This window comes from Pedobacter sp. V48, assembly GCF_000523515.1.
Classification (GTDB): Bacteria; Bacteroidota; Bacteroidia; order Sphingobacteriales; family Sphingobacteriaceae; genus Pedobacter.
On record NZ_AWRU01000006.1, the window covers coordinates 554692 to 574850 of the forward strand.

The following is a 20159-nucleotide window of genomic DNA, read 5'->3' on the forward strand; positions in this document are numbered from 1 at the left end:
TTTTAGTTGATGAAATGATGGAGGCATCTTTTTGTATATTTAGCCAAAGTATTTCCACTATGACCAAAGTCTTTTCGATCATTTTTCTGCTAACTGCATTTTCTTTGAACCTAAACGCGCAACAGACCGAGAAGGATAAGGTCTCCGAAATGTTTATGAACCCGCTTCGTAAGGGAGCTGATCCATACATTACAAAACATGATGGTAAATACTATACGATTTTCAATGAAAAGGGCGGGTTTGCCGTTACAGAATCAAGATATCTGACAAAATTCGAAAAGAAAGAGCTAGTATGGACTCCCCCTGAAGGCAAATGGAACAGCTATAACCTTTGGGCACCGGAAATTCATCATATTGATGGTAAATGGTACATTTATTATGCAGGCTCTGTGCATAAGGGAGCTCCTTACTATGCACAACGGGCCGGTGTGCTGGAAAGCGATAGCCCGTTTGGACCTTATACAGATAAGGAAAGGTTGTACACAGGTGATGATCCCAATCAAAAGAAAGATAATTGCTGGGCTATAGACATGACTGTTTTGGAGTTAAGAGGTAAGAAGTACGCTGTTTGGTCTGGCTGGGAAACACTTCATGATCATCATGATGTAGATCAGAATCTCTATATCGCAGAAATGAAAAATCCATGGACGCTTGGGAAACGTGTGTTATTGTCTAAGCCCGAACTCAGCTGGGAAAGGGGTGATAATATCGTGTTGCAGGAAGGGCCTCAAATATTGAAACACAATGATGATGTGTTTGTTATATACTCTACCCGAGGCTCATGGACTGAACACTATAAATTGGGACAGCTTCGATTAACGAGAGGCAAAGATCCGCTGAACCCTTTATCATGGATAAAATCTTCAAAACCTGTTTTTCAAGGTACGTCTACCGTTCATGGACTAGGGCATGCAAGCATGACCACTTCGCCTGATGACCGTGAATATTGGATTTACTACCATTCTAAAGCCGCTTTGGATGGGGGTTGGGATAACAGAGAGGTATATCTGCAGCGATTTACTTTTGGAAAGGATGGAAATCCGGTGTTTGGCATTCCTAATGGCAGGGGGGAGGTGAAGCGACCTTCTGGGGAAGTAAAGATTGAACAATTACCAGATAGGTCGAGCGCATTTTGAGATTGATCTTCTGATCTTATTATATTATCTTTAATCGCTCTTCTTCCAAATCAATTTGATACAATTGCTGGCGGATGATCTCTTCATCAACCTTGGGGTCTTTATTGAGTTCGCCAAGGTACTGACGTTGGCTTTCGAGTACTTCTACAAAAATTGCTTTCATCTTTTCGTTCATCCAGCTATCATCTGCAGACTTTGCTCTTTCTTCCCATTGCTTAAGGAATTTCTCCATACCGGCGTGGCCAATTAGCTCGTTGTCGTATTTATTTTTAAGGAACTGATATACATGTTGTTTTAGTCCCTGTTTCATTTTTTTTCTGGCCAATTCTTCCCCTTCTTCGTTAAATATTGAACCGAAAAGATTGGTGCGGTTTATCAAATATGGGAGGGTAAGCCCTTGTACCAGAAGCGTAAGCAATATCACTACAAAAGTGATGAACAAGATCAGGTTTCTATATGGAAAGTCTGCACCATTATCTTGTGCTGCTGGAATAGCTAAAGCAGCAGCCAGTGAAACTACACCCCGCATTCCTGTCCAGCCCAGCAACAATGGCATCAGCCAACGTCTTCTTACCGAAGTTGCGTGAGGCCTTACGCTAGGACGAAAAATAATTGTGGCTACCAATGCGGCATAGGAGCTTAATATTCTTGCAGCGATCAATATTGCGGTTACTAGTAATCCGTAGCCAATGGCAGTGCGTAAAGGAATGCCTTTTGAATGCAGACCATCTACGATTTCGGGAAGTTCCAGTCCAATGACCAGAAAAACAATACCATTCAGGATGAACACAAAGCTCTCCCATACGCTATACCCCTTAATACGGCTGGAACTGTTTAAAAAGATCATTCTTCTGGCTGACATGAACAGACCCCCGCTTACCACAGCCATCACACCCGAGCTGTGGACTTGTTCTGCAATCCAGTATATAAAATAAGGTTCAATAAGTGTAAAGACTATGTCAGAAGGTGCATCAGTAGGTAGACGTTTATGTGCCTGGACGAATAACCAGCCCAATGACAGGCCAATTCCAATACCGCCGATCACCATCCACAAAAAGCTTAGCGCCGCCTCTTGCCAGATGAATTGGCCAGTACCTACCGCAACCAGCGCAAAGCGGAAGATAATTAGCGAAGAGGCATCATTTAACAGACTTTCTCCTTCTAAAATAGCCGAAGTAGACTTAGGGATTTTTACAAATTTTGTAATCGCTCCTGTACTTACTGCATCAGGTGGTGATACAATGCCACCTAATAAAAAACCAAGCGCAATAGTAAAGCCCGGGATAAGATGATTAGTGATTAATGCTACCGAAAGAGCTGTAAAAAACACCACCAGAAACGCAAAGCTGCCAATAATGCGCCACCATTTTTTCATCTCTTTGAACGAAATGGACCAGGCTGCCTCCCAAAGTAGTGGTGGAAGAAATATGAAAAAGATAAGGTCCGGATTAATTCTCACTACAGGCAATCCGGGTATAAAGCTTATCAATAGCCCCGCTACCACCAATAGTATAGGATATGCGATCTTTAGTTTATTAGCCCACATATTCAATAACACAATAGCGGCTATCATGGCTAAAAAGAAAGGTAAGATGGTATGCATGACTGGTGTTTAAGGTTGTTCAGTTTCTTAATGCATCAAGTTATCAATTCTCCTTCGGAATTGAGATATACTCTGACTGAATTTCTGAATTTGAGTTATAAATTCATCTAGATATGCGTCTACTATGCGCACCCAAGCCTCTTTAAACTCAAAAAATAAACGAGGACTTTTAAAGAGAAAACATTTAAATACTAATCAAAAATCAAGGTGGTTTTTGATTAGATCACCTTGATCCAATTGTAATAGAACAAAAAAAATGGCAATATGCGATGAATACTTTTAGTGGCTGAGCTCTCTTTTAGCCCTTAATTTCACTCGGAATTGTTACCAAACAACTTTCATCGGTCTTCAATATAATGTTTGTTGCCATCATAGCCGCGTTCATCGTCCCTTTTGCTAAAAACAAAAAGAAATGCTTTGCAATGAATTGCTCGGGTGAGCGCGCAGGACCAATAAAGCAGGATTTTATTTCAGAAATTTTCACTCTGCTAATTTTATGATATCATCTACTTCTAAAATTTGGGTAGGATAGCCTTTTGACACCGCCTTGATCATTGCTCGTCCGACCTGTGTAAGTTTTAATATTTTTGCGGAAAAAAATGGTGCAATCAAGGGACCTAATATTTTGTATATGGTCTTTACATTTTTTTGTCCTTTAGTCGCCGTCATTATTGCCGGGCGAAAATTGTATTGACCTTTAAAGGGCAGTTTCATCAATGCATTTTCTGTTCTTCCTTTTACTCTTGCCCACATTACTTTGCCTTTTTCTGTACTATCAGTGCGGTTTCCAGACACATAAACAAAGGTTATTTCCGGATTAATCTGCGATAGCTTTGTGGCAAACGGCACGGCAAAATCGTAAGTCTTTTTGGTAAAACTTTCCTCGTTCTCTCCAACAGAACTTACGCCAGCACAAAAAAAGCATCCATCGTAATGTTTTAATAAATCGGAATAATTGTTGATTTCAGAAAAATCTTTTACAATCAGCTCTTTCAGCTTTGGGTGACTTTTATCATAATGTTTTCGTCCGATAATAAGCACTTCGCTTACCACCGGATTGTCTAGGCATTCAAATAAAACGCCTTCGCCTACCATTCCTGTCGCACCTGTTATGATTACTTTCATTTCTTTTATTTTACTACATTCAAATTTATTAAACTTTTAGTAGTGGCTACAACAGCTTCTTCATTACTTCTTGGCTGCCAGCCTAACAATGCTTTTGCTTTTTCATTGCTGGCCTCTTTTATCAGGCCTAAATGCGGAACTATCAACATCTTTTAATATGAGACTCTTTATAGTTTAATGAACGATTGATTTGAAAATATTTCTTTTCAAATCGACCATGAATTTCCTTCATTCTTTCAACATGGTCTGAAAAATGCTTATAAAATAGTTTAAATATCTTCTTTACCGATTCAAATTCCAAATTACTAGAGCAGTAAACACATATTCTGTTAAACGGATGGTCGTAAACTTATATTTTTGACATCAAAAAGCTTTTCTCCTGAGTAGCGATCTCGTAACTAATTACAAATAAGCACTCTAAATAAAAAAAGCAGCTCTTTTCAGAACTGCTTTTAAAGATGGGTCATTTATGGTACAAATTTCATCACGTTTTGTAGCTGATTTAAAGAGGATAGCCGATTTGAAAAGAAAAATGGACGAAATGGATGAGCTCGGAAAGCGGTTAAAAAGCTAGCCTATATTTTAGTCCACGAAAATGACTTTTTCGAAGCAAAATTTTATCACTACTAGGGACGTCACAACATCTCTAATAATTATTTTTTCAAAAGTTCAAATAGCTCGATATTGATATATATGGTTTCCTTCCATACTTTTTTAGAATGCAATATTCCGATCTTTTCTAATCCATTAAGGTATTTGGAAGCTGTTAAGCTGGCAGTTCAACATTACCAGTTTGAAAGCATACACCCATTTTATGATGGTAACGGCAGGACTGGAAGAATTATTAATGTTCTTTATTTGTGCCTGCATGGGCTTTTAGATAGTCCTGTACACTTCTCAATTTGGCCAATTTCTTCATAAAAAATTTTTATATATGAGACTCTTATCATGCAAAGATTATATACATGATGTTTTGAAGTTTTATAAAAGACACCGATTGAACCAATAGATAGCGTGCGGAAGAAGGGACTCGAACCCATAAACAAAAAAAGCAGCTCTTTTCAGAGCTGCTTTCAAAACTGGGGTGGAATATGGGGCTCGAACCCACGACCCTCGGTACCACAAACCGATGCTCTAACCAACTGAGCTAAAACCACCATGTGTTTTTCAACGCTACAAAAGTACGATTTAAAATATTTTATTCAAATCTTTTTTCAGTTAGAATAGATCTTTTTTTTAATCGTTTAAATCTCAGTCGATTAAATTCTTGTGGAAATTTAAAAAGTATCCTAAAAATTGCTTTTATGGCTTAAAAAGCTAGATTTGCCTAACATATGATTGAACTTTATACCGACGGAGCAGCTAGCGGAAACCCAGGGCCAGGTGGATACGGAGTGATTTTACGCTCAGGTTCTCACTATAAGGAACTGAGTGCGGGATTCCGTTTAACTACGAACAACAGAATGGAATTGCTGGCGGTTATAGTTGGCTTAAACGCACTTAAAAATCCGGGGCAAGAAATCACCATATTTTCCGATTCAAAATACGTGATAGATTCTGTAGAAAAGAAGTGGGTATTTGGTTGGGTTAAAACAGGATTTAAAGGCAAAAAGAATAAAGACCTTTGGATGCGGTTTCTTAACGTTTATAAGCTACACCATGTTAAATTCGTTTGGATAAAGGGTCATAATAACCATCCCGAAAATGAACGCTGTGATGAACTTGCTGTTGCCGCCTCTAAAAACAGAAGTGCTTTGGGCGTTGATACCGAGTTTGAAATAGAGAAAAGTAAGTCTGCCTGATCATATTATCCATGATTTAACTTATAAAGTCCATTTTTAACGCTTATTTAAAAAGCGATTTTTAGTAACCAAAATATTTCGATTCATTAGTAAAAGGAAAAACTTCAAGAATAACTATATTGTTGGCGTCTTTTTACAGAATAAGATTTTGGAGAGATAGAATAACAAATGTAACCTAGATAATTTTCAAACTTTAATTAACCAAACATGAATTTATTAAAAAATAGATTTGCTTTAAAACTACAATTTGCTGTTGTTTTATTGGCTTGTCTTGCTGCCTGTAAAAGTGTAAAGACAGGAGCATCTAATGCTTCTGCTAAAAATCCGGAAGTAAAATTGGGCTGGGAGCTTGGTTCACAAGCTTATACTTTCAGATTATTCACATTTGCTGAGGCAATTAAAAAGATCGATAGCTGTAACTTAAGATATGTAGAGGCTTTCCCAGGTCAGAAAATAGGTGGCGGTATAGAAGGAACAATGGGACCTGATATGGATGACGCGAAAAGACAAGCTGTTTTAGCAAAGCTTAAAGAAAACAACGTAAAAGTTGTTGCATTTGGTGTAACAGGTGCGAACAGTGAAGCTGAATGGGTTAAATTATTCGAATTCTGTAAAGCGATGGGCATTCATACCATTACTTCAGAACCTAATGAGAAAGATTTGCAGTTGGTATCTGATCTATGCGATAAATATCAGATCAATGTTGCTATCCACAATCACCCAAACCCATCTCATTACTGGAATCCTGATATCGTGTTAAACGCTATTAAAGGAAAAAGCAAACGCTTAGGCGCATGCGCTGATATAGGCCACTGGGTACGTTCAGGATTAGATCCTGTTGAGTGCTTGAAGAAACTTGACGGACACGTATTGCACTCGCATATGAAAGATCTTCATGAAAAAGGCAAAGGTGGACATGATGTACATTGGGGAGAAGGTGTTTCTAACATCCCTGCAGTTATCGCAGAGTTAAAGAGACAAAACTTTAAAGGAGCTATCTCAGCTGAATATGAATACAACTGGGAAAGCAACAGCGCTGATGTTGCTGCTAGTGTAGTTAACTTCCGTAACCTTGTATCTAAATTGTAATTAACCCCAAACATGATAAAATTATCATTATTGAAACCAATAACAGCATTATCGCTGTTATTGGTTTCTTCATATATAGTAAAAGCACAATCGACGGAAAAACCTGATGATAACAGGTTTACCAAAGTTGTGCTTCAACAAAAATTAGAAGAACCTATGCAATTCCAAATTCTGGATGGAGGAAAGGTTTTGTATGCAGAGCGTAAAGGAAAATTAAAAATATATGATCCTGCAACTAATAAAATGGATGTAATAGCAGATTTTGCTGTTAGCAGAGAGTATGTAAGTAAAAAAGGCGAGCGTTCTGAAGGTGAAGACGGATTGCAGGGTGTTATCCTTGATCCTGATTATGCTAAAAATAAATGGATTTACATTTACTATTCTCCAAAAGATGTATCGGTAAACAGGCTTTCCAGATTTACATGGGCTGGCGGTAAACTGAACATGACTACAGAAAAGAAAGTATTAGATGTGGTGGTTCAACGTGAAGAATGCTGCCACGTAGGGGGTGGTATGTTATTCGATAAGGATAAAAACTTGTACTTAAGTACTGGTGATAATACTTTTTCAAGATCTTCGGACGGTTTTACACCAATTGACGAACGTCCGGGAGAGGCTCCGCGTGATGCTCAGAAATCGTCTGGTAATACCAACGATTTAAGGGGTAAAATTTTACGTATCCATCCTGAACCGAATGGTACATATACCATTCCAGAAGGCAACCTGTTTCCTAAGGGAACAGCAAATACCCGCCCTGAAATTTATACCATGGGTAATAGAAACCCCTGGAGATTAACTATCGATAGTCATACTGGCTGGTTATATTGGGGTGAAGTTGGTCCGGATGGTTCAAACTCTTCAGAGTCGAGAGGCCCAAGATCTTATGATGAATTTAATGTGGCTAAAAAGTCGGGTAACTATGGCTGGCCTTATTTTATAGGAAATAACCAGGCATATCGTTATTATGATTTTGCGACTAAGAAATCCGGCGAGCTGTATGATGTGCAGAAGCCAATAAATAATTCCCCGAATAATACGGGATTAAAAGAATTACCTCCAACAGTATCAGCTATGATCTGGTATCCTTATGCGGCTAGCGAAGAGTTTCCGGTGATGGGTAGTGGTGGCAGAAGTGCAGTTGGTGGTCCGGTATTTCACAAGTCTGATTTTGCCAATGCTAAATATTTGTTTCCTGCATATTATGAAGGTAAATGGTTAATTACCGACTGGGTACGTGGCTGGATATTAGCGGTAACTTTTGACGAAAATGGCATGTATAAATCTATGGAGCGTTTCTTGCCTGAGCTTACTTTAAGAGGTCCAATTGATATGAAATTTGGCCCTGATGGTAGTTTATATGTGCTTGAATATGGAAATGGATACTTTAAAGATAATCCGGAAGCTGAGTTAATCAAAATTGAGTTCAATGGTGGTAACCGTAAACCTCAGGTACAAGTAACTGCAAATAAAACTGCCGGTGCTTTACCTTTAAAAGTGAAATTGTCTTCGGCAGGTACAACTGATAGTGATGGTGACGTTTTAAAGTACGAATGGAAAATTAGCAAAGGCGGAGTGTTAAAACAAACATTTAAAACGGCCAATCCCGAAGTGCAACTGGCAGCAGCTGGTGCTTACAAAGCTACACTTACTGTTACAGATCCGCATGGTGCAAAAAATAGTAAATCGGTTGAATTAGTAGCCGGAAATGCAACCCCTGTAGTTAAGTTTAACTTTACAAAAGGAAATTCTAGTTTCTATTTCCCTGCCAGCATAATCAATTATGCGGTTAGTGTTACAGATAAGGAGGATGGAAGTCTTGCTGATAAAAGAATACCGGCTTCGCAGGTTTCTGTAGCCATCAATTACTTGTCTGAGGGATATGACTTAACGGTTGTAGCGCAAAATCAGAATCAATTCGATGTTTCTGCACAATACGCTAAAGCAAAAGCTTTAATCAAAAAAAGTGATTGTAATGCTTGTCACGCTGTAGATACTAAATCTTTAGGTCCATCATTTACGGAAGTGGCTTTAAAGTATAAAGGAGATAAAACTGCAGAAGGAAAGCTTACTAAAAAGGTTATTGATGGTGGCTCGGGTGTATGGGGTGATGCAATGATGCCAGCGCACTCATCTATGCCTACTAGTGAAGTGAACTCGATCATTAAATATGTATTGAGCTTTAGTGAAAAGAAAACTACGCAGAAATCACTTCCGGTAACAGGATCTTACACTACAAATGTTCAACCAGATCAGCCTAATAAAGGAAGCTTTATTTTTAGAGCAGCTTATAAAGACCATGGAACTAAACTTGCTCCAGCGCAATTTGGAGAAGATATAGTTGTATTACGCCATCCCTATGTGCTTGTTAACAATACGGATAACGCTAGTGAAATTAGCTTTAACGACAACAAATCTGTTGCAACGGCTAAAAGCAAAGGAGCTTATCTGCAACTCAATAAAGTTGATTTAACGGACATTAAAAAGATTGAATTTGTCGGTGCAGAAAATGTGTCGGCAGGTAAAATTGAGATTCGTATCGATTCACCGGAAGGAAAACTTGTCGGGCAATCATCTTCGAAAGAAAGCGGTGGCTTAAATACCATCGCAGATATTGAAGCGCTTAAAGGTAAATACAATGTTTATTTTGTATTTACCGAACCTTCTGCTCGCTTAAAGGCGATTAGTATGAAGAACCTTTAGAGCTTAATATATTAGATGACGGCATGCTTTTAAAGCTGCCGTCATCTAATATATCTTATTTGATATTTTACCACTCTGGTCAACAACAACTTTTTGTTCCTCGAGTAATTTCTTCAATTCAACTTTATAAAAGAATTTTTTACCCTCTTCATAACGGTCTACATCCCCAATTCTGAAGCCTTTGTAGTTTTGTTTAAGGGTATTTAATACCACTGCCGGTAATTCTGAGGAACGAAGTTCTTTTTTATGTTTAATAATGCCTCCGTTACCAGTTAACCAGAGTTCATGATCTCTTCTGGCTATGTCAAATTCGACGTTATATAGGTCACCTTTTCTTTCCCATTCTACTCTTGTAGCTTTAGGAAACGACTTGTTAAAAGCGTTTAATACAGCAGGAGGAACCTCACTAGCGGTTATATCCTGAGCGTAGGAGAAGCCAGAAATAAGTATGCAAACCGCAAACAGTAGTATCTTTTTCATAATAAGTTGAATTAGTGTTTTTAATTATAACAAAGGAAAAAGGAAAATCTCCTGAAAAAATGAAAAAAAGTTATTCAAATCCTATGGGAAGATGCTAGTTATAGTTTGGCCGTTCTTAAGGTATTTATTTTATTGATGATCTGAAGGTTAGATTCCTGCTCTGTACTAATCAATTCCTTAAGGGAAATATGATCCAGCAACTGATCAACAGATAGCTGAATCATTTGCCATAAAGAACGCACAGAACAATCTACAGAGTTGGTGCATAGCTTTAATGATCCCGAGTAGTCTTCGCAAAACTTATTGCTGTATAGAGAACCGCCAAGTACCTTCATAACCTGGTTAATATTTATATCTTCGGCAGGCTTAGCTAAAATATATCCCCCCTTATTACCTGGTGTACTGTTTATGTAACCAGCAAGGCGAAGTGTGCGGGTAAGCTTGGCAACATAGGCTGCAGAAAGTCCCTCTGCATCGCTAATCATAGGAATGCTTGCTCCTTCTTTATCAGCATGTCGGGCTATGTGGAGTAGGATCCTTAGGCCATATTCTTCCTGAGCAGTAATTTTCATTGTGTCTTATATTACATCATTCCTAATTCGAACCGTGCTGTTTCCGACATCATGTCTCTGTTCCAGGCAGGTTCCCAGGTTACAATTACAGCAACCTCATTTACGCCTTCAATTTCCTTTACCTTTTGCTCTACCTCTAAAGGGATAGATTGTGCAGCGGGACACCCGGGAGCGGTAAGCGTCATCACAATCTGTACGTTGTTTAACGGAGGCAATATCTCTGTTTCATAGATAAGCCCCAGTTCATAAATGCTTACAGGAATTTCAGGATCGTAAATGGTTTGTAAACAATCGATCACTTTCTGCTTTAATTCTTCTTTATCCATGATCTCCTAATTTATTTATGATCAGTTTCTTCACTGCCAATCGCCTGAAAGGCGATAGCGTAATTTTTCATTTGTTTTATCATTGACAGCAAACCGTTAGAACGGGTCTGTGCCAAATGGGTCATCATGCCGATCTCTCTTATAAAATCCAATCGGGCGTCAATAATTTCAGTAGGAGTATGGCCAGATAGCACCTTTATAAGCATACTGATCAAACCTTTTACAATTACAGCATCACTATCGGCCTTAAAAAACACACGGCCTTCATTATAGGAAGCCACCAGCCATACGGTACTCTGACATCCTTTTATTTTGTTTTCATCAAGCTTATGCTCATCCTCAAGAACAGGCAACTTTTTGCCCATATCAATAATGTACTCGTACTTGTCTTCCCATGAATCAAACAATGCAAAGTCCTCAATTATCTCTTTTTCTATTTCATGTATCGGCTTAATATTCATTATGAAAGCATTTTTATGGTTTTATGTAAACCTGTAACGAGTACATCTATTTCTTCTTTTTGGTTGTAAAGCGCAAAGGATGCTCTTATGGTGCCCGGAATGCCAAAGCGCGCCATTAACGGCTGTGTGCAATGATGCCCTGTTCTAACTGCAATTCCTTGATTGTCGAGCAAAACGCCAACATCCTGAGGGTGTACATCTTCAATGATAAAAGATATCAGGCTTACCTTTTCTTTGGCATTGCCAATAATAGTAAGACCCGGAATGGCTTGGAGTTGAGCTGTAGCATAAGTAAGTAATTCTTCTTCATGGGCTCTTATAGTAGCTTTTCCGGTTTCTTTAATAAAATCGAGTGCTGCTTTTAATGCAATGGTATCGGCTATGTTTGGTGTACCTGCCTCATATTTATAAGGCAGATCATTATAGGTAGTTTTTTCGAAGGTAACTTCCTTGATCATCTCGCCGCCACCTTGAAATACAGGCATCCTTTCGAGCAACTCTTTCTTGCCGTAGAGCACACCAACACCTGTCGGTCCATATACTTTATGACCAGAGAAAGCGAAAAAATCGCAATCCATTTCCTGTACATTGATGTCAAGATGTACAGCTGACTGTGCACCATCTATCAACACTTTAGCCCCAACCTGATGTGCTGCGTCAATGATCTCTTTAATCGGGTTAACTGTACCTAATGAGTTCGAAACATGAACAACAGAAACCAACTTAGTTTTGATGTTAAGCAAAGTTTTGTAGGCATCCATTACAAGCTCGCCATGATCATCAACAGGAATGACTTTTAAAACAGCACCTTTTTCTTCGCAAAGTATTTGCCATGGAACGATGTTAGAATGGTGCTCCATGCCAGAAATAATGATCTCATCACCCGTTTTTATGTTTTGTCGGCCCCAGGCATATGCAACCAGGTTAATTCCTTCCGTAGTGCCTCTGGTAAAGATGATTTCTTCTTCGTACGCTGCACCTATAAACTCCTGTGCAGTACGACGGGTGGCCTCATACGCCACGGTGGCTTCTTCTGCAAGGGTGTGGATACCTCTGTGTATATTGGCATTGTAATGCGTGTAATAATGCGTAAGCGCATCAATAACCACTTGCGGTTTTTGAGAAGTGGCAGCATTGTCAAAATACACCAAAGGTTTGCCCTTAACCATTCGGTTAAGTATTGGGAACTGCTTTCTGAGATCTAAAATGGCCATGTTATTGAATTGCTAAATGTTCATAGATAAGTTTAGATACGTAAGAACGTAAAAGTTCCGGCTTGATCTGGTCAACGATATCAGCAGCAAAAGCTTGTAGTAAAAGCACTTCAGCGCTTTCTTTTGGAATGCCTCTTGCCCTCAGATAAAACATTGCTTCTTCATCTAGCTGACCTATGGTGCAGCCATGTGAGCATTTAACATCATCTGCAAAAATCTCAAGTTGCGGTTTAGTATTTATGGTTGCATTTTCTGATAGCAGGATGTTCTTATTGCTCTGGTAAGCATTGGTTTTTTGTGCATCTGGTTGAACCATAATCCGGCCATTAAAAACGGCCGTAGAGGTATCATCGGCAATTCCTTTATATAGTTGATTGCTAAAGCAATTTGGTTTTAAATTGTCTATCAGCGTATGGTTATCAGCATGGCTTTTGCCTTTTAACAGGTACAAACCATAAAGATGAGTTTCATTACCGGCGGCGTCAAGCACCAGATTCATATTGTTACGTACTATGCCTCCATTTAGCGTAACGGTTACCGTGTGTACATAGCTTCGTCCAATCTGTCTGATATGAGTGCTGCTTACCTGGCTGGCATTTGCGGTATCATTTTGAATCTTATAATACTCTACATAAGCATTCTCTTTAACCACTACTTCCATTACCTGGTTGTTAAAACTGTCTGACGCACCAAGAGTAGTATAGCTTTCGGTTATTTGTAGTCTGCTATTTTCGTCAGCCAAGACCAGACTCCTCGGTTGCGCAAGGGCCGGATGTTGCCTGGCATCTAAAATATGATAGCAATAAACAGGATGCTCTGGTTCTTTGCCTTTTAGGACATGAACAAAAACAGCACCATTAATAAAAGAGGTATTTAAGGCATGAATGCCATCGTTTAAGTAATTACTGCTTTGGTTTAAGTGTGTAGCGACTATTTCCTTATATTCGCCCTTAGCGGCTTCCTCAAGTGGCAGTACGATAAGATCTGTAGTGCTGGAACGGATGGTAGAAAGGTCAGCTATAAAGTGTCCGTTTACAAACACTAGCTCATTTGCTTGTTTGTAGCCTGGTAGTCTGACAGCGTTCACATCCGTTAAAGTAATTGCGGAGTTTTCTGCTATTTGATATTCTTTGTCGAACAGGCTACTTACGTTTGTATATTTCCAGTCTTCATTACGATATGTTGGAACGCCATCTTTAGTGAATGCATCAAATCCATTCTGCCTCAAATCGGCAATTGTGCCTTTAGGATTTGCTTCCTGCAGCTGTTCAAACTGATCTTTAAAATAAGTTATATTGTTCATTGTAAAGTCTTTTAAATGGACTGCTATTGATTGGCAGCTAAATCAACTTCATCGGTAATGAAGTCGTATCCTTTTTCTTCCAGTTCAAGCGCCAGTTCTTTAGTGCCCGATTTAACAATGCGGCCATTGTACAGTACATGTACATAATCTGGCTGAATATAGTCAAGTAAACGCTGATAGTGGGTGATTAGCAATATTGCACGATCGGGACTTCTGAGTTTGTTTATTCCATTTGCTACTATACGAAGTGCATCAATGTCCAGGCCTGAATCCGTCTCGTCCATGATTGCGAGTTTGGGTTCAAGCATAGCCATCTGGAATACCTCGTTACGTTTTTTCTCTCCACCAGAGAAACCTTCATTGATAGAACGGCTCAATAAACGCTGATCTATTTCAACCAAAGCCATCTTTTCTTTCATCATCTTTAAAAAGGCAACAGCATCAAGAGGTTCCTGACCAAGGTATTTACGCTTTTCATTTACAGCAGCTTTTATAAAGTTGGTGGTACTTACACCTGGTATTTCTACCGGATATTGAAAGGCAAGGAACAGACCTTCGCGAGCCCTGTCCTCGGTTGATAGTTCCAACAAATCTTTGCCTAAAAAAGAAACGGCACCTTCTGTAACTTCATATTCTTCTCTGCCGGCAAGTACAGAGGCAAGGGTGCTTTTTCCGGAGCCATTTGGGCCCATAATAGCATGTACTTCCCCTGGTTTAATATCGAGGTTAATTCCTTTTAAAATTTCTCTTCCGTCGATGTTTGCGTGTATATTCTTTACTGATAGCATAATTCTTATAATTTTTTTTAACCTACACTGCCTTCCATGCTGATGGCCAGTAGTTTCTGTGCTTCAACGGCAAATTCCATTGGCAGCTGATTCATTACTTCTTTGGCAAAGCCATTTACAATAAGAGCCACTGCGGTTTCTGCATCAATGCCTCTTTGTTTGCAATAAAAGAGCTGATCTTCTCCAATTTTTGAAGTAGTTGCTTCATGCTCTACAATTGCCGTTTTATTTTTAACTTCTATATAAGGGAACGTATGTGCCCCACATTTATCGCCCAGCAGTAAAGAATCGCACTGCGAATAATTACGTGCATTGGTGGCTTGTTTGCTGGCTCTAACCAATCCTCTGTAGCTGTTTTGACTATGTCCGGCAGAGATTCCTTTAGACACGATCCTGCTCCTTGTATTTTTACCAAGGTGAATCATTTTTGTACCCGTGTCGGCCTGTTGATGGTTGTTTGTAAATGCCACCGAATAAAACTCACCTATAGAGTGATCTCCTTTTAGGATTACACTAGGATATTTCCAGGTAATTGCTGAGCCTGTTTCGACCTGTGTCCAGGAGATTTTAGAATGATCGCCCTTACACATGCCACGTTTAGTTACGAAGTTGTATATGCCGCCTAGGCCATTTTTGTCGCCAGGATACCAGTTTTGTACGGTTGAGTACTTGATTTCTGCCTTTGCATGAGCTACCAGTTCTACTACCGCTGCGTGCAACTGATTTTCATCACGCATTGGTGCGGTGCAGCCCTCGAGATAACTTACATAGCTTTCATCTTCGGCAACAATTAGGGTACGCTCAAACTGACCCGCATTTTCTGTATTGATGCGGAAATAGGTTGAAAGTTCCATTGGGCAACGGACTCCTTTGGGGATATAACAGAACGAGCCATCGGTAAATACCGCAGAATTTAACGCTGCGAAATAGTTATCCGTCATAGGTACTACCGATCCAAGGTATTTTTTCACCAATTCGGGATGTAGCTGTATGGCTTCGCTGATTGAGCAAAAGATAACCCCGATTTCCGAAAGTTGTTCTTTAAATGAGGTAGCAATAGAAACGCTATCCATTACCACATCTACAGCAACTCCTGTAAGTCGTTTTTGTTCGTTCAGGGAAATGCCAAGCTTCTCAAATGTAGCCAGCAATTCCGGATCGGCCTCATCAAGGCTGTTTAGCTGCTTTTTAGGCTTAGGAGCCGCATAATATATTATATCCTGATAATTGATTATAGGGTACTTAACATTTGACCATTTTGGTTCCTCTAGCTTTAACCAGTGGTTATAAGCTTTAAGTCGCCAGTCCAGCATCCATTCCGGTTCATTCTTTTTATTTGAGATCAGTCGGATGGTGTTTTCGCTAAGGCCCTTGGCAATTACGTCTGTATCTATGTCTGTTACAAATCCGTATTTGTATTCGGTTAATACGGCCTGTTCCAGAGTATCTGGTTTTTCTTTCATGATAGCCTATATTAATTTGTTGAAATATTAATATATATCAAAGATACGGGGTATTTACTATTTGTACAAAATAGTATAAACAGCGTAATGTAATAATTGAAAAACAGATTTAGAATTATGACTTTACAAATTATTTGTAATTTTATACCAACAGCTGAGTCAAACAATAGAATGAATTGCAAACTGGTACAGCCGCCTGATTATCTTAAAAGATATGTTCGCTACTTCTGGATTTTAGAAGGCGGGAGTAATGGCTGTGCACCTACGACATTTGTTGCACTTCCAGACGGTTGTCCGGGAATGATTTTTGGACAGGCAGAAGAGGGTACCTTTTCGGAATCTCATGATTACAAATTGCCGGAAGTGTTTTTATACGGACAAACGACTAAACACACGGAAATCCGTACGGCAGGAAAATTCAATACTATTGGGGTCTACTTTTATCCGGATGCAGTAAAATCTATATTTGGGTTTAGTGCCGTTGAAATTACAAATACTTGTTTAGATGTAGATCTGACATCAAAAAAGACGGATTACAACTTAGCAGAAAGACTTTTGAATTCCTCCTCTCAGGCTCATCAAATAGAACTCATCTCAGGCTATCTGATTAATTTGATTACTAAAAACAGGAATGTTCCTGATGATTTAACACAGCATGCCGTATCTAAAATGATCAGTTCAAATGGTAATATTACCTTAAAGGAATTACAACAGGATTTAAGATTATCTGAAAGAAGTTTTGAACGCAGGTTTAACCAGCATATTGGTATTAGTCCGAAATTATTTTCCAGAGTATGTCGTTTTCAGGCATCTTTAAGTCAGCTGAGAAATAATAAATATAATATTCTTACAGATGTAGCTTTTGAAAATGGCTACGCCGATCAATCTCATTTTATCCGTTCTTTTAAAGAATTTACAGGATTTAGTCCGGAGCAATATCAAAAACAATCAAACGAGCTGGTTGAGAATTTTCCTGAGCTCATTAAATAACCCATTTTTTATTTAAATAATATTTAGTGTCGGTTTTGTTCTATTCATGGTTTTGTATAGCTCATAATTTTGGTAAAAAAAGAAATTATGATAGCAATAACCGGAGCAAACGGAAACCTTGGTAAAGCAACTATAGGTTTTTTATTGAAAAAGATTAAGCCAGAGCAAATTGTGGCGATAGTAAGAGATCCAAAGAAAATGGAGGATCTAAAAAATTCAGGTATTCAAATTCGCATTGCCGATTATGGTGATCTTGAATCGTTAAATAAAGCATTAAAGGGAGTAGATAAGCTATTGCAAATATCTGCAATAAGCATAGGCGAGCAGGGTGTTAAAGAGGAAGCTAATGTGGTTACGGCCGCAAAACAGCAGGGCGTGCAGCATATTGTTTATACAGGTGCTGTAAAGCCAAAATTGGATGCGCACTTTATGGCAACGCAACAATGTTTGGCAACAGAAAAGGCTATTTTGGATTCAGGAATACCGCATACCTTTTTTGGCAATAGTCTGTATATGGAAACCATCCCAATATTTATTGGCGAGGCGCTGGAGCATGGCAATATTTACTATCCGGCAGGTAATGGAGCAGTAAGTTTTGTATTGCGTATGGATATTGCTGAGGCGCTAAGTAATGTGCTTGCAAGCAATGGCCATGAAAATAGGCGCTATGAAATAACGGGTTCAAAGGCTTATACGTTTAAAGACCTTGCTACAATTTTAACAGCGGAAAAGGGAGTAGAAGTTTCTTATGTGAATATCCCTAACGTAGTTTTAGCCGAAGAACTGGATAAATTTCAAATGCCTGATGATCAGATAGGCTGGCAGTTGAGTTTGGCGGATAGCATTAAAGCTGATGAGTTTTCATACGTAGACGGTACGCTAGAGGATCTATTGAAGCGCAAACCATTTGAGCTTGAGGAATATTTAAGAAATCTTTAGTAATTTATGGAAAAGTTAAATCGTATGATCTCGTTAACAAATATAGTATTGGTGCTTGCGGGCACCGCAACTGCGCTGATGGCCGGATTGTTTTATGCCTGGTCTTGTTCAGTGAATCTGGGTTTGGCAAAACTTTCGGATGAAGGGTATTTAACTGCAATGCAGGAAATTAACAGAGCGATATTAAATCCGGTATTCTTTGCCGGATTTTTTGGAGCGTTGGTGCTATTGCCATTAAGCGCATACCTGCATTATGGTCAGCCTGTTCAGCTTAAATGCTGGTTATTGGTTGCTGCGGCTTTGTGTTACATTATAGGCACTTTTGGCGTTACTATTTTTGGTAATGTACCACTTAATAATGCATTGGATGCTTTTGACCTGAAATCAGCAAGTGCGGAAGCCATGAGGTTGCAAAGGAGTGGCTTCGAGGCCACATGGAACGCTTTGAATACCATCAGGACAGTTGCCGCTACTGCAGCCATTGTATTGGTAATAGTTGCTTGTTTGTACCCCGATGGGGCGCAAACAAGCAACTAATAATGAGAATGGTTATATCGTTTTTGGCGTATATACTTTAATTACACCGTCGTTTTCACTACTTACCACCAATAAGCTTTTTTTGGTAGGGCTATTCTTTGCAGAGATAAATAGTACTCCTTCTGGAGCATCGCCACATTTTAAAATTTGCAAGAAAACTGGTTTAACCGGATTGGTTACATCATATACCGCAACCGCATCGGCTCTTTCCATACCTACAAAGGCAACTTTTTTGGTTCCAACGGTCCCAATGGTTATTCCTTCGGGCTCAACACTTTTGTCGTCGCTTCTGCCATCATCATAAGTGTTGTTAGTGGCGCATTTAGCATCCAACTCGTTTTTACTGTCGAAAATCTGACTTCCATTATTACCATTCCAAACACTAAACGAACGGGATCCTAATGAATATAATGCATCGAAAACTCCATCGCCATTAGCATCTCCCAGGGTTGTTGTAATGTTTAAACGACCAAGTTTACCATCTTTTCTTAGTTCAGCAGCATTTGGGAAAGCTGTAGGATCAAGCACAATATCTTTTACCCTTTTTATTTCTGAGAAGGCATCGTATTCTCTTGCATCACCTTCGTTGGCAGTAAATAAGTAGGGAGTTCCGTTTTGTTCAAGTACCGCAATAGCATCGGGCATATAGATGCCTTTTACAGGCCATTTTGCCGGAGCAAAGCCACTGTCTTTGTCGCTGGGATCTATCTCGTTACCGTCAGTATTGTAATCTTTAAAACCAAGCGGGAATATATTAGTGATGGTTTTTGAAGCGATATCGATTTTAGCTATTGCATTGTTCTCTTGTAAAGTAACCCAGGCAGTTTTTGAATCGTCAGAAACTGTAATATATTCGGGCTCAATATCATTTACGAAGTTTTTGCCAGGGCCAAAGATTCTGAACCCTTTGGCTGTTAATGCAGCTTGTTGACCTATCATAGACGAGAAGTCGATTGTAGTTACCGCATAATTGTCATTAACAGATATTATTGAGATTGTACCTGCCGGATCACTTGTATAATCGGTATTAGGTTCTCCTTCATTAGCGGTTAAAATGTATTTCCCGTCAGGAGAAAAAGTAACCATATCTGGCAAAGCACCTACATTTATTTCACTGATTTTACTGTGGTCGCTTGTTTTAAAGACAACAACCTTACCGTTTGCTTGCTTATTAGTAGCCTGGATAGCTGCAGCTAATTTGCCGTCGTATACTGCAACACTGTTAACTGCGCCTCCGTACGGGGTAACACTTATAAAGCCAGTGGATTTCATACTTGATGGATTTGCAAAATCAACAACCTCAATTCGATTAACCTGATTTGGCTCGCCTTCATTTTCATTTTTTACAACAAAGAGTTTGTTTGTTGCAGGGTCAAATGCAGAGATTTCAGCTGCACCCAGTTCTCCTATATCAAGAGATCCAATCTCAGCGTAAGTGGCCGGGTCTTCATTTAAAACAACCTCCTGGTCTATTGATGGCTTCTCTTTTTTACAGCTGAGTAAACCAATTACAAGGAAACTAAATAGTAGCGTTCTTTTCATGTATTGCATATGTTTAAGCAGCGAATGTATTGTTGGAATATTACTATTATCTAAGGATAAGATTATGTTATTGTTAAAATAATTTTAGG

The 20159-nt window shown here is 39.1% G+C and carries 21 protein-coding genes and 1 tRNA gene; 8 read left to right on the plus strand and 14 right to left on the minus strand.

The window, feature by feature from the left end; all coding sequences use genetic code 11:
- Positions 1-59: 59 nt before the first annotated feature.
- On the plus strand, positions 60-1136 hold the full coding sequence (locus N824_RS07625; protein WP_084498226.1) for a family 43 glycosylhydrolase: 1077 nt from the start codon (positions 60-62) through the stop codon (positions 1134-1136).
- A gap of 19 nt (positions 1137-1155) precedes the next feature.
- Here the strand turns inward: N824_RS07625 and N824_RS07630 are convergent, their stop codons facing one another.
- From N824_RS07630 to N824_RS38250, 4 genes are all read right to left on the minus strand, one after another.
- Entirely contained in the window at positions 1156-2739 is a 1584-nt protein-coding gene (locus N824_RS07630) for a Na+/H+ antiporter (protein ID WP_048904512.1), read from the minus strand.
- Between the two features lie 480 nt (positions 2740-3219).
- A complete protein-coding gene (locus N824_RS07635) occupies positions 3220-3864 on the minus strand; it encodes an NAD-dependent epimerase/dehydratase family protein (protein ID WP_048904513.1) in 645 nt (214 codons plus the stop codon).
- A gap of 5 nt (positions 3865-3869) precedes the next feature.
- Positions 3870-4013, minus strand: a complete 144-nt coding sequence (locus N824_RS31180) for a hypothetical protein (RefSeq protein WP_161662273.1) — start codon at positions 4011-4013, stop codon at positions 3870-3872.
- 504 nt (positions 4014-4517) lie between these two features.
- Positions 4518-4589, minus strand: coding sequence for a hypothetical protein (locus tag N824_RS38250; RefSeq protein WP_373419281.1), 72 nt, complete (start codon positions 4587-4589; stop codon positions 4518-4520).
- On the opposite strand from N824_RS38250, the gene N824_RS07640 reads away from it, so the two are divergent.
- Entirely contained in the window at positions 4558-4785 is a 228-nt protein-coding gene (locus tag N824_RS07640) for a Fic family protein (protein WP_048904514.1), read from the plus strand. The genes N824_RS38250 and N824_RS07640 overlap by 32 nt on opposite strands.
- 159 nt (positions 4786-4944) lie before the next feature.
- Here the strand turns inward: N824_RS07640 and N824_RS07645 are convergent.
- Positions 4945-5021, minus strand: a tRNA-His gene (locus N824_RS07645).
- Between the two features lie 177 nt (positions 5022-5198).
- Here N824_RS07645 and rnhA point away from each other — a divergent pair.
- The 3 genes from rnhA to N824_RS07660 all read left to right on the plus strand — a co-directional run bounded on the left by rnhA (position 5199) and on the right by N824_RS07660 (position 9455).
- Complete coding sequence (gene rnhA / locus N824_RS07650) at positions 5199-5666, plus strand: ribonuclease HI (protein WP_048904515.1); 468 nt, start codon at positions 5199-5201, stop codon at positions 5664-5666.
- A gap of 207 nt (positions 5667-5873) precedes the next feature.
- On the plus strand, positions 5874-6755 hold the full coding sequence (locus N824_RS07655; protein ID WP_084498228.1) for a sugar phosphate isomerase/epimerase: 882 nt from the start codon (positions 5874-5876) through the stop codon (positions 6753-6755).
- A gap of 12 nt (positions 6756-6767) precedes the next feature.
- On the plus strand, positions 6768-9455 hold the full coding sequence (locus N824_RS07660) for a PQQ-dependent sugar dehydrogenase (protein ID WP_048904516.1): 2688 nt from the start codon (positions 6768-6770) through the stop codon (positions 9453-9455).
- 45 nt (positions 9456-9500) lie between these two features.
- Here N824_RS07660 and N824_RS07665 read toward each other — a convergent pair whose 3' ends face one another.
- From N824_RS07665 to sufB, 8 genes are all read right to left on the minus strand, one after another.
- The gene (locus N824_RS07665; protein ID WP_048904517.1) at positions 9501-9935 is read right to left on the minus strand and encodes a PepSY-like domain-containing protein; all 435 of its coding nucleotides are present in this window, start codon (positions 9933-9935) and stop codon (positions 9501-9503) included.
- A 98-nt stretch (positions 9936-10033) separates the two neighbouring features.
- A complete protein-coding gene (locus tag N824_RS07670; RefSeq protein WP_048904518.1) occupies positions 10034-10507 on the minus strand; it encodes an Rrf2 family transcriptional regulator in 474 nt (157 codons plus the stop codon).
- An 11-nt stretch (positions 10508-10518) separates the two neighbouring features.
- Positions 10519-10833 carry an iron-sulfur cluster assembly protein gene (locus tag N824_RS07675; protein WP_048904519.1) on the minus strand — a complete coding sequence of 105 codons (315 nt, stop codon included), beginning with the start codon at positions 10831-10833 and terminating at the stop codon, positions 10519-10521.
- Between the two features lie 11 nt (positions 10834-10844).
- Positions 10845-11294 carry a SufE family protein gene (locus tag N824_RS07680; RefSeq protein WP_048904520.1) on the minus strand — a complete coding sequence of 150 codons (450 nt, stop codon included), beginning with the start codon at positions 11292-11294 and terminating at the stop codon, positions 10845-10847.
- Positions 11294-12508 (minus strand): cysteine desulfurase, encoded by a 1215-nt coding sequence (locus N824_RS07685; protein WP_048904521.1) that lies wholly within the window; start codon positions 12506-12508, stop codon positions 11294-11296. Before N824_RS07685 ends, N824_RS07680 begins: the two co-directional genes overlap by 1 nt.
- A 1-nt stretch (position 12509) precedes the next feature.
- The gene (gene sufD / locus N824_RS07690) at positions 12510-13811 is read right to left on the minus strand and encodes a Fe-S cluster assembly protein SufD (RefSeq protein WP_048904522.1); all 1302 of its coding nucleotides are present in this window, start codon (positions 13809-13811) and stop codon (positions 12510-12512) included.
- Between the two features lie 23 nt (positions 13812-13834).
- The gene (gene sufC / locus N824_RS07695; RefSeq protein ID WP_048904523.1) at positions 13835-14599 is read right to left on the minus strand and encodes a Fe-S cluster assembly ATPase SufC; all 765 of its coding nucleotides are present in this window, start codon (positions 14597-14599) and stop codon (positions 13835-13837) included.
- Positions 14600-14616: 17 nt separating this feature from the next.
- Positions 14617-16062 carry a Fe-S cluster assembly protein SufB gene (sufB, locus tag N824_RS07700; protein ID WP_048904524.1) on the minus strand — a complete coding sequence of 482 codons (1446 nt, stop codon included), beginning with the start codon at positions 16060-16062 and terminating at the stop codon, positions 14617-14619.
- Positions 16063-16233: 171 nt separating this feature from the next.
- Here sufB and N824_RS07705 point away from each other — a divergent pair, with 171 nt between their 5' ends.
- The 3 genes from N824_RS07705 (at position 16234) to N824_RS07715 (ending at position 18528) form a co-directional block, all read left to right on the plus strand.
- Entirely contained in the window at positions 16234-17052 is an 819-nt protein-coding gene (locus N824_RS07705; protein WP_048904525.1) for an AraC family transcriptional regulator, read from the plus strand.
- A gap of 87 nt (positions 17053-17139) precedes the next feature.
- On the plus strand, positions 17140-17991 hold the full coding sequence (locus tag N824_RS07710) for an SDR family oxidoreductase (RefSeq protein WP_048904526.1): 852 nt from the start codon (positions 17140-17142) through the stop codon (positions 17989-17991).
- A gap of 6 nt (positions 17992-17997) precedes the next feature.
- Positions 17998-18528, plus strand: coding sequence for a DUF1772 domain-containing protein (locus N824_RS07715; RefSeq protein ID WP_048904527.1), 531 nt, complete (start codon positions 17998-18000; stop codon positions 18526-18528).
- Positions 18529-18540: 12 nt separating this feature from the next.
- On the opposite strand, the gene N824_RS07720 is transcribed toward N824_RS07715, so the two are convergent.
- Positions 18541-20070 carry a choice-of-anchor I family protein gene (locus tag N824_RS07720; protein WP_200869833.1) on the minus strand — a complete coding sequence of 510 codons (1530 nt, stop codon included), beginning with the start codon at positions 20068-20070 and terminating at the stop codon, positions 18541-18543.
- Between the last annotated feature and the right edge of the window lie 89 nt (positions 20071-20159).

Coding starts and splice junctions, on each gene's coding strand:
- N824_RS07625 (WP_084498226.1), top strand. CDS start 60: ATGACCAAAGTCTTTTCGATCATTTTTCTGCTAACTGCATTTTCTTTG.
- N824_RS07630 (WP_048904512.1), bottom strand. CDS start 2,739: ATGCATACCATCTTACCTTTCTTTTTAGCCATGATAGCCGCTATTGTG.
- N824_RS07635 (WP_048904513.1), bottom strand. CDS start 3,864: ATGAAAGTAATCATAACAGGTGCGACAGGAATGGTAGGCGAAGGCGTT.
- N824_RS31180 (WP_161662273.1), bottom strand. CDS start 4,013: ATGTTGATAGTTCCGCATTTAGGCCTGATAAAAGAGGCCAGCAATGAA.
- N824_RS07640 (WP_048904514.1), top strand. CDS start 4,558: ATGGTTTCCTTCCATACTTTTTTAGAATGCAATATTCCGATCTTTTCT.
- rnhA (WP_048904515.1), top strand. CDS start 5,199: ATGATTGAACTTTATACCGACGGAGCAGCTAGCGGAAACCCAGGGCCA.
- N824_RS07655 (WP_084498228.1), top strand. CDS start 5,874: ATGAATTTATTAAAAAATAGATTTGCTTTAAAACTACAATTTGCTGTT.
- N824_RS07660 (WP_048904516.1), top strand. CDS start 6,768: ATGATAAAATTATCATTATTGAAACCAATAACAGCATTATCGCTGTTA.
- N824_RS07665 (WP_048904517.1), bottom strand. CDS start 9,935: ATGAAAAAGATACTACTGTTTGCGGTTTGCATACTTATTTCTGGCTTC.
- N824_RS07670 (WP_048904518.1), bottom strand. CDS start 10,507: ATGAAAATTACTGCTCAGGAAGAATATGGCCTAAGGATCCTACTCCAC.
- N824_RS07675 (WP_048904519.1), bottom strand. CDS start 10,833: ATGGATAAAGAAGAATTAAAGCAGAAAGTGATCGATTGTTTACAAACC.
- N824_RS07680 (WP_048904520.1), bottom strand. CDS start 11,294: ATGAATATTAAGCCGATACATGAAATAGAAAAAGAGATAATTGAGGAC.
- N824_RS07685 (WP_048904521.1), bottom strand. CDS start 12,508: ATGGCCATTTTAGATCTCAGAAAGCAGTTCCCAATACTTAACCGAATG.
- sufD (WP_048904522.1), bottom strand. CDS start 13,811: ATGAACAATATAACTTATTTTAAAGATCAGTTTGAACAGCTGCAGGAA.
- sufC (WP_048904523.1), bottom strand. CDS start 14,599: ATGCTATCAGTAAAGAATATACACGCAAACATCGACGGAAGAGAAATT.
- sufB (WP_048904524.1), bottom strand. CDS start 16,062: ATGAAAGAAAAACCAGATACTCTGGAACAGGCCGTATTAACCGAATAC.
- N824_RS07705 (WP_048904525.1), top strand. CDS start 16,234: ATGAATTGCAAACTGGTACAGCCGCCTGATTATCTTAAAAGATATGTT.
- N824_RS07710 (WP_048904526.1), top strand. CDS start 17,140: ATGATAGCAATAACCGGAGCAAACGGAAACCTTGGTAAAGCAACTATA.
- N824_RS07715 (WP_048904527.1), top strand. CDS start 17,998: ATGGAAAAGTTAAATCGTATGATCTCGTTAACAAATATAGTATTGGTG.
- N824_RS07720 (WP_200869833.1), bottom strand. CDS start 20,070: ATGAAAAGAACGCTACTATTTAGTTTCCTTGTAATTGGTTTACTCAGC.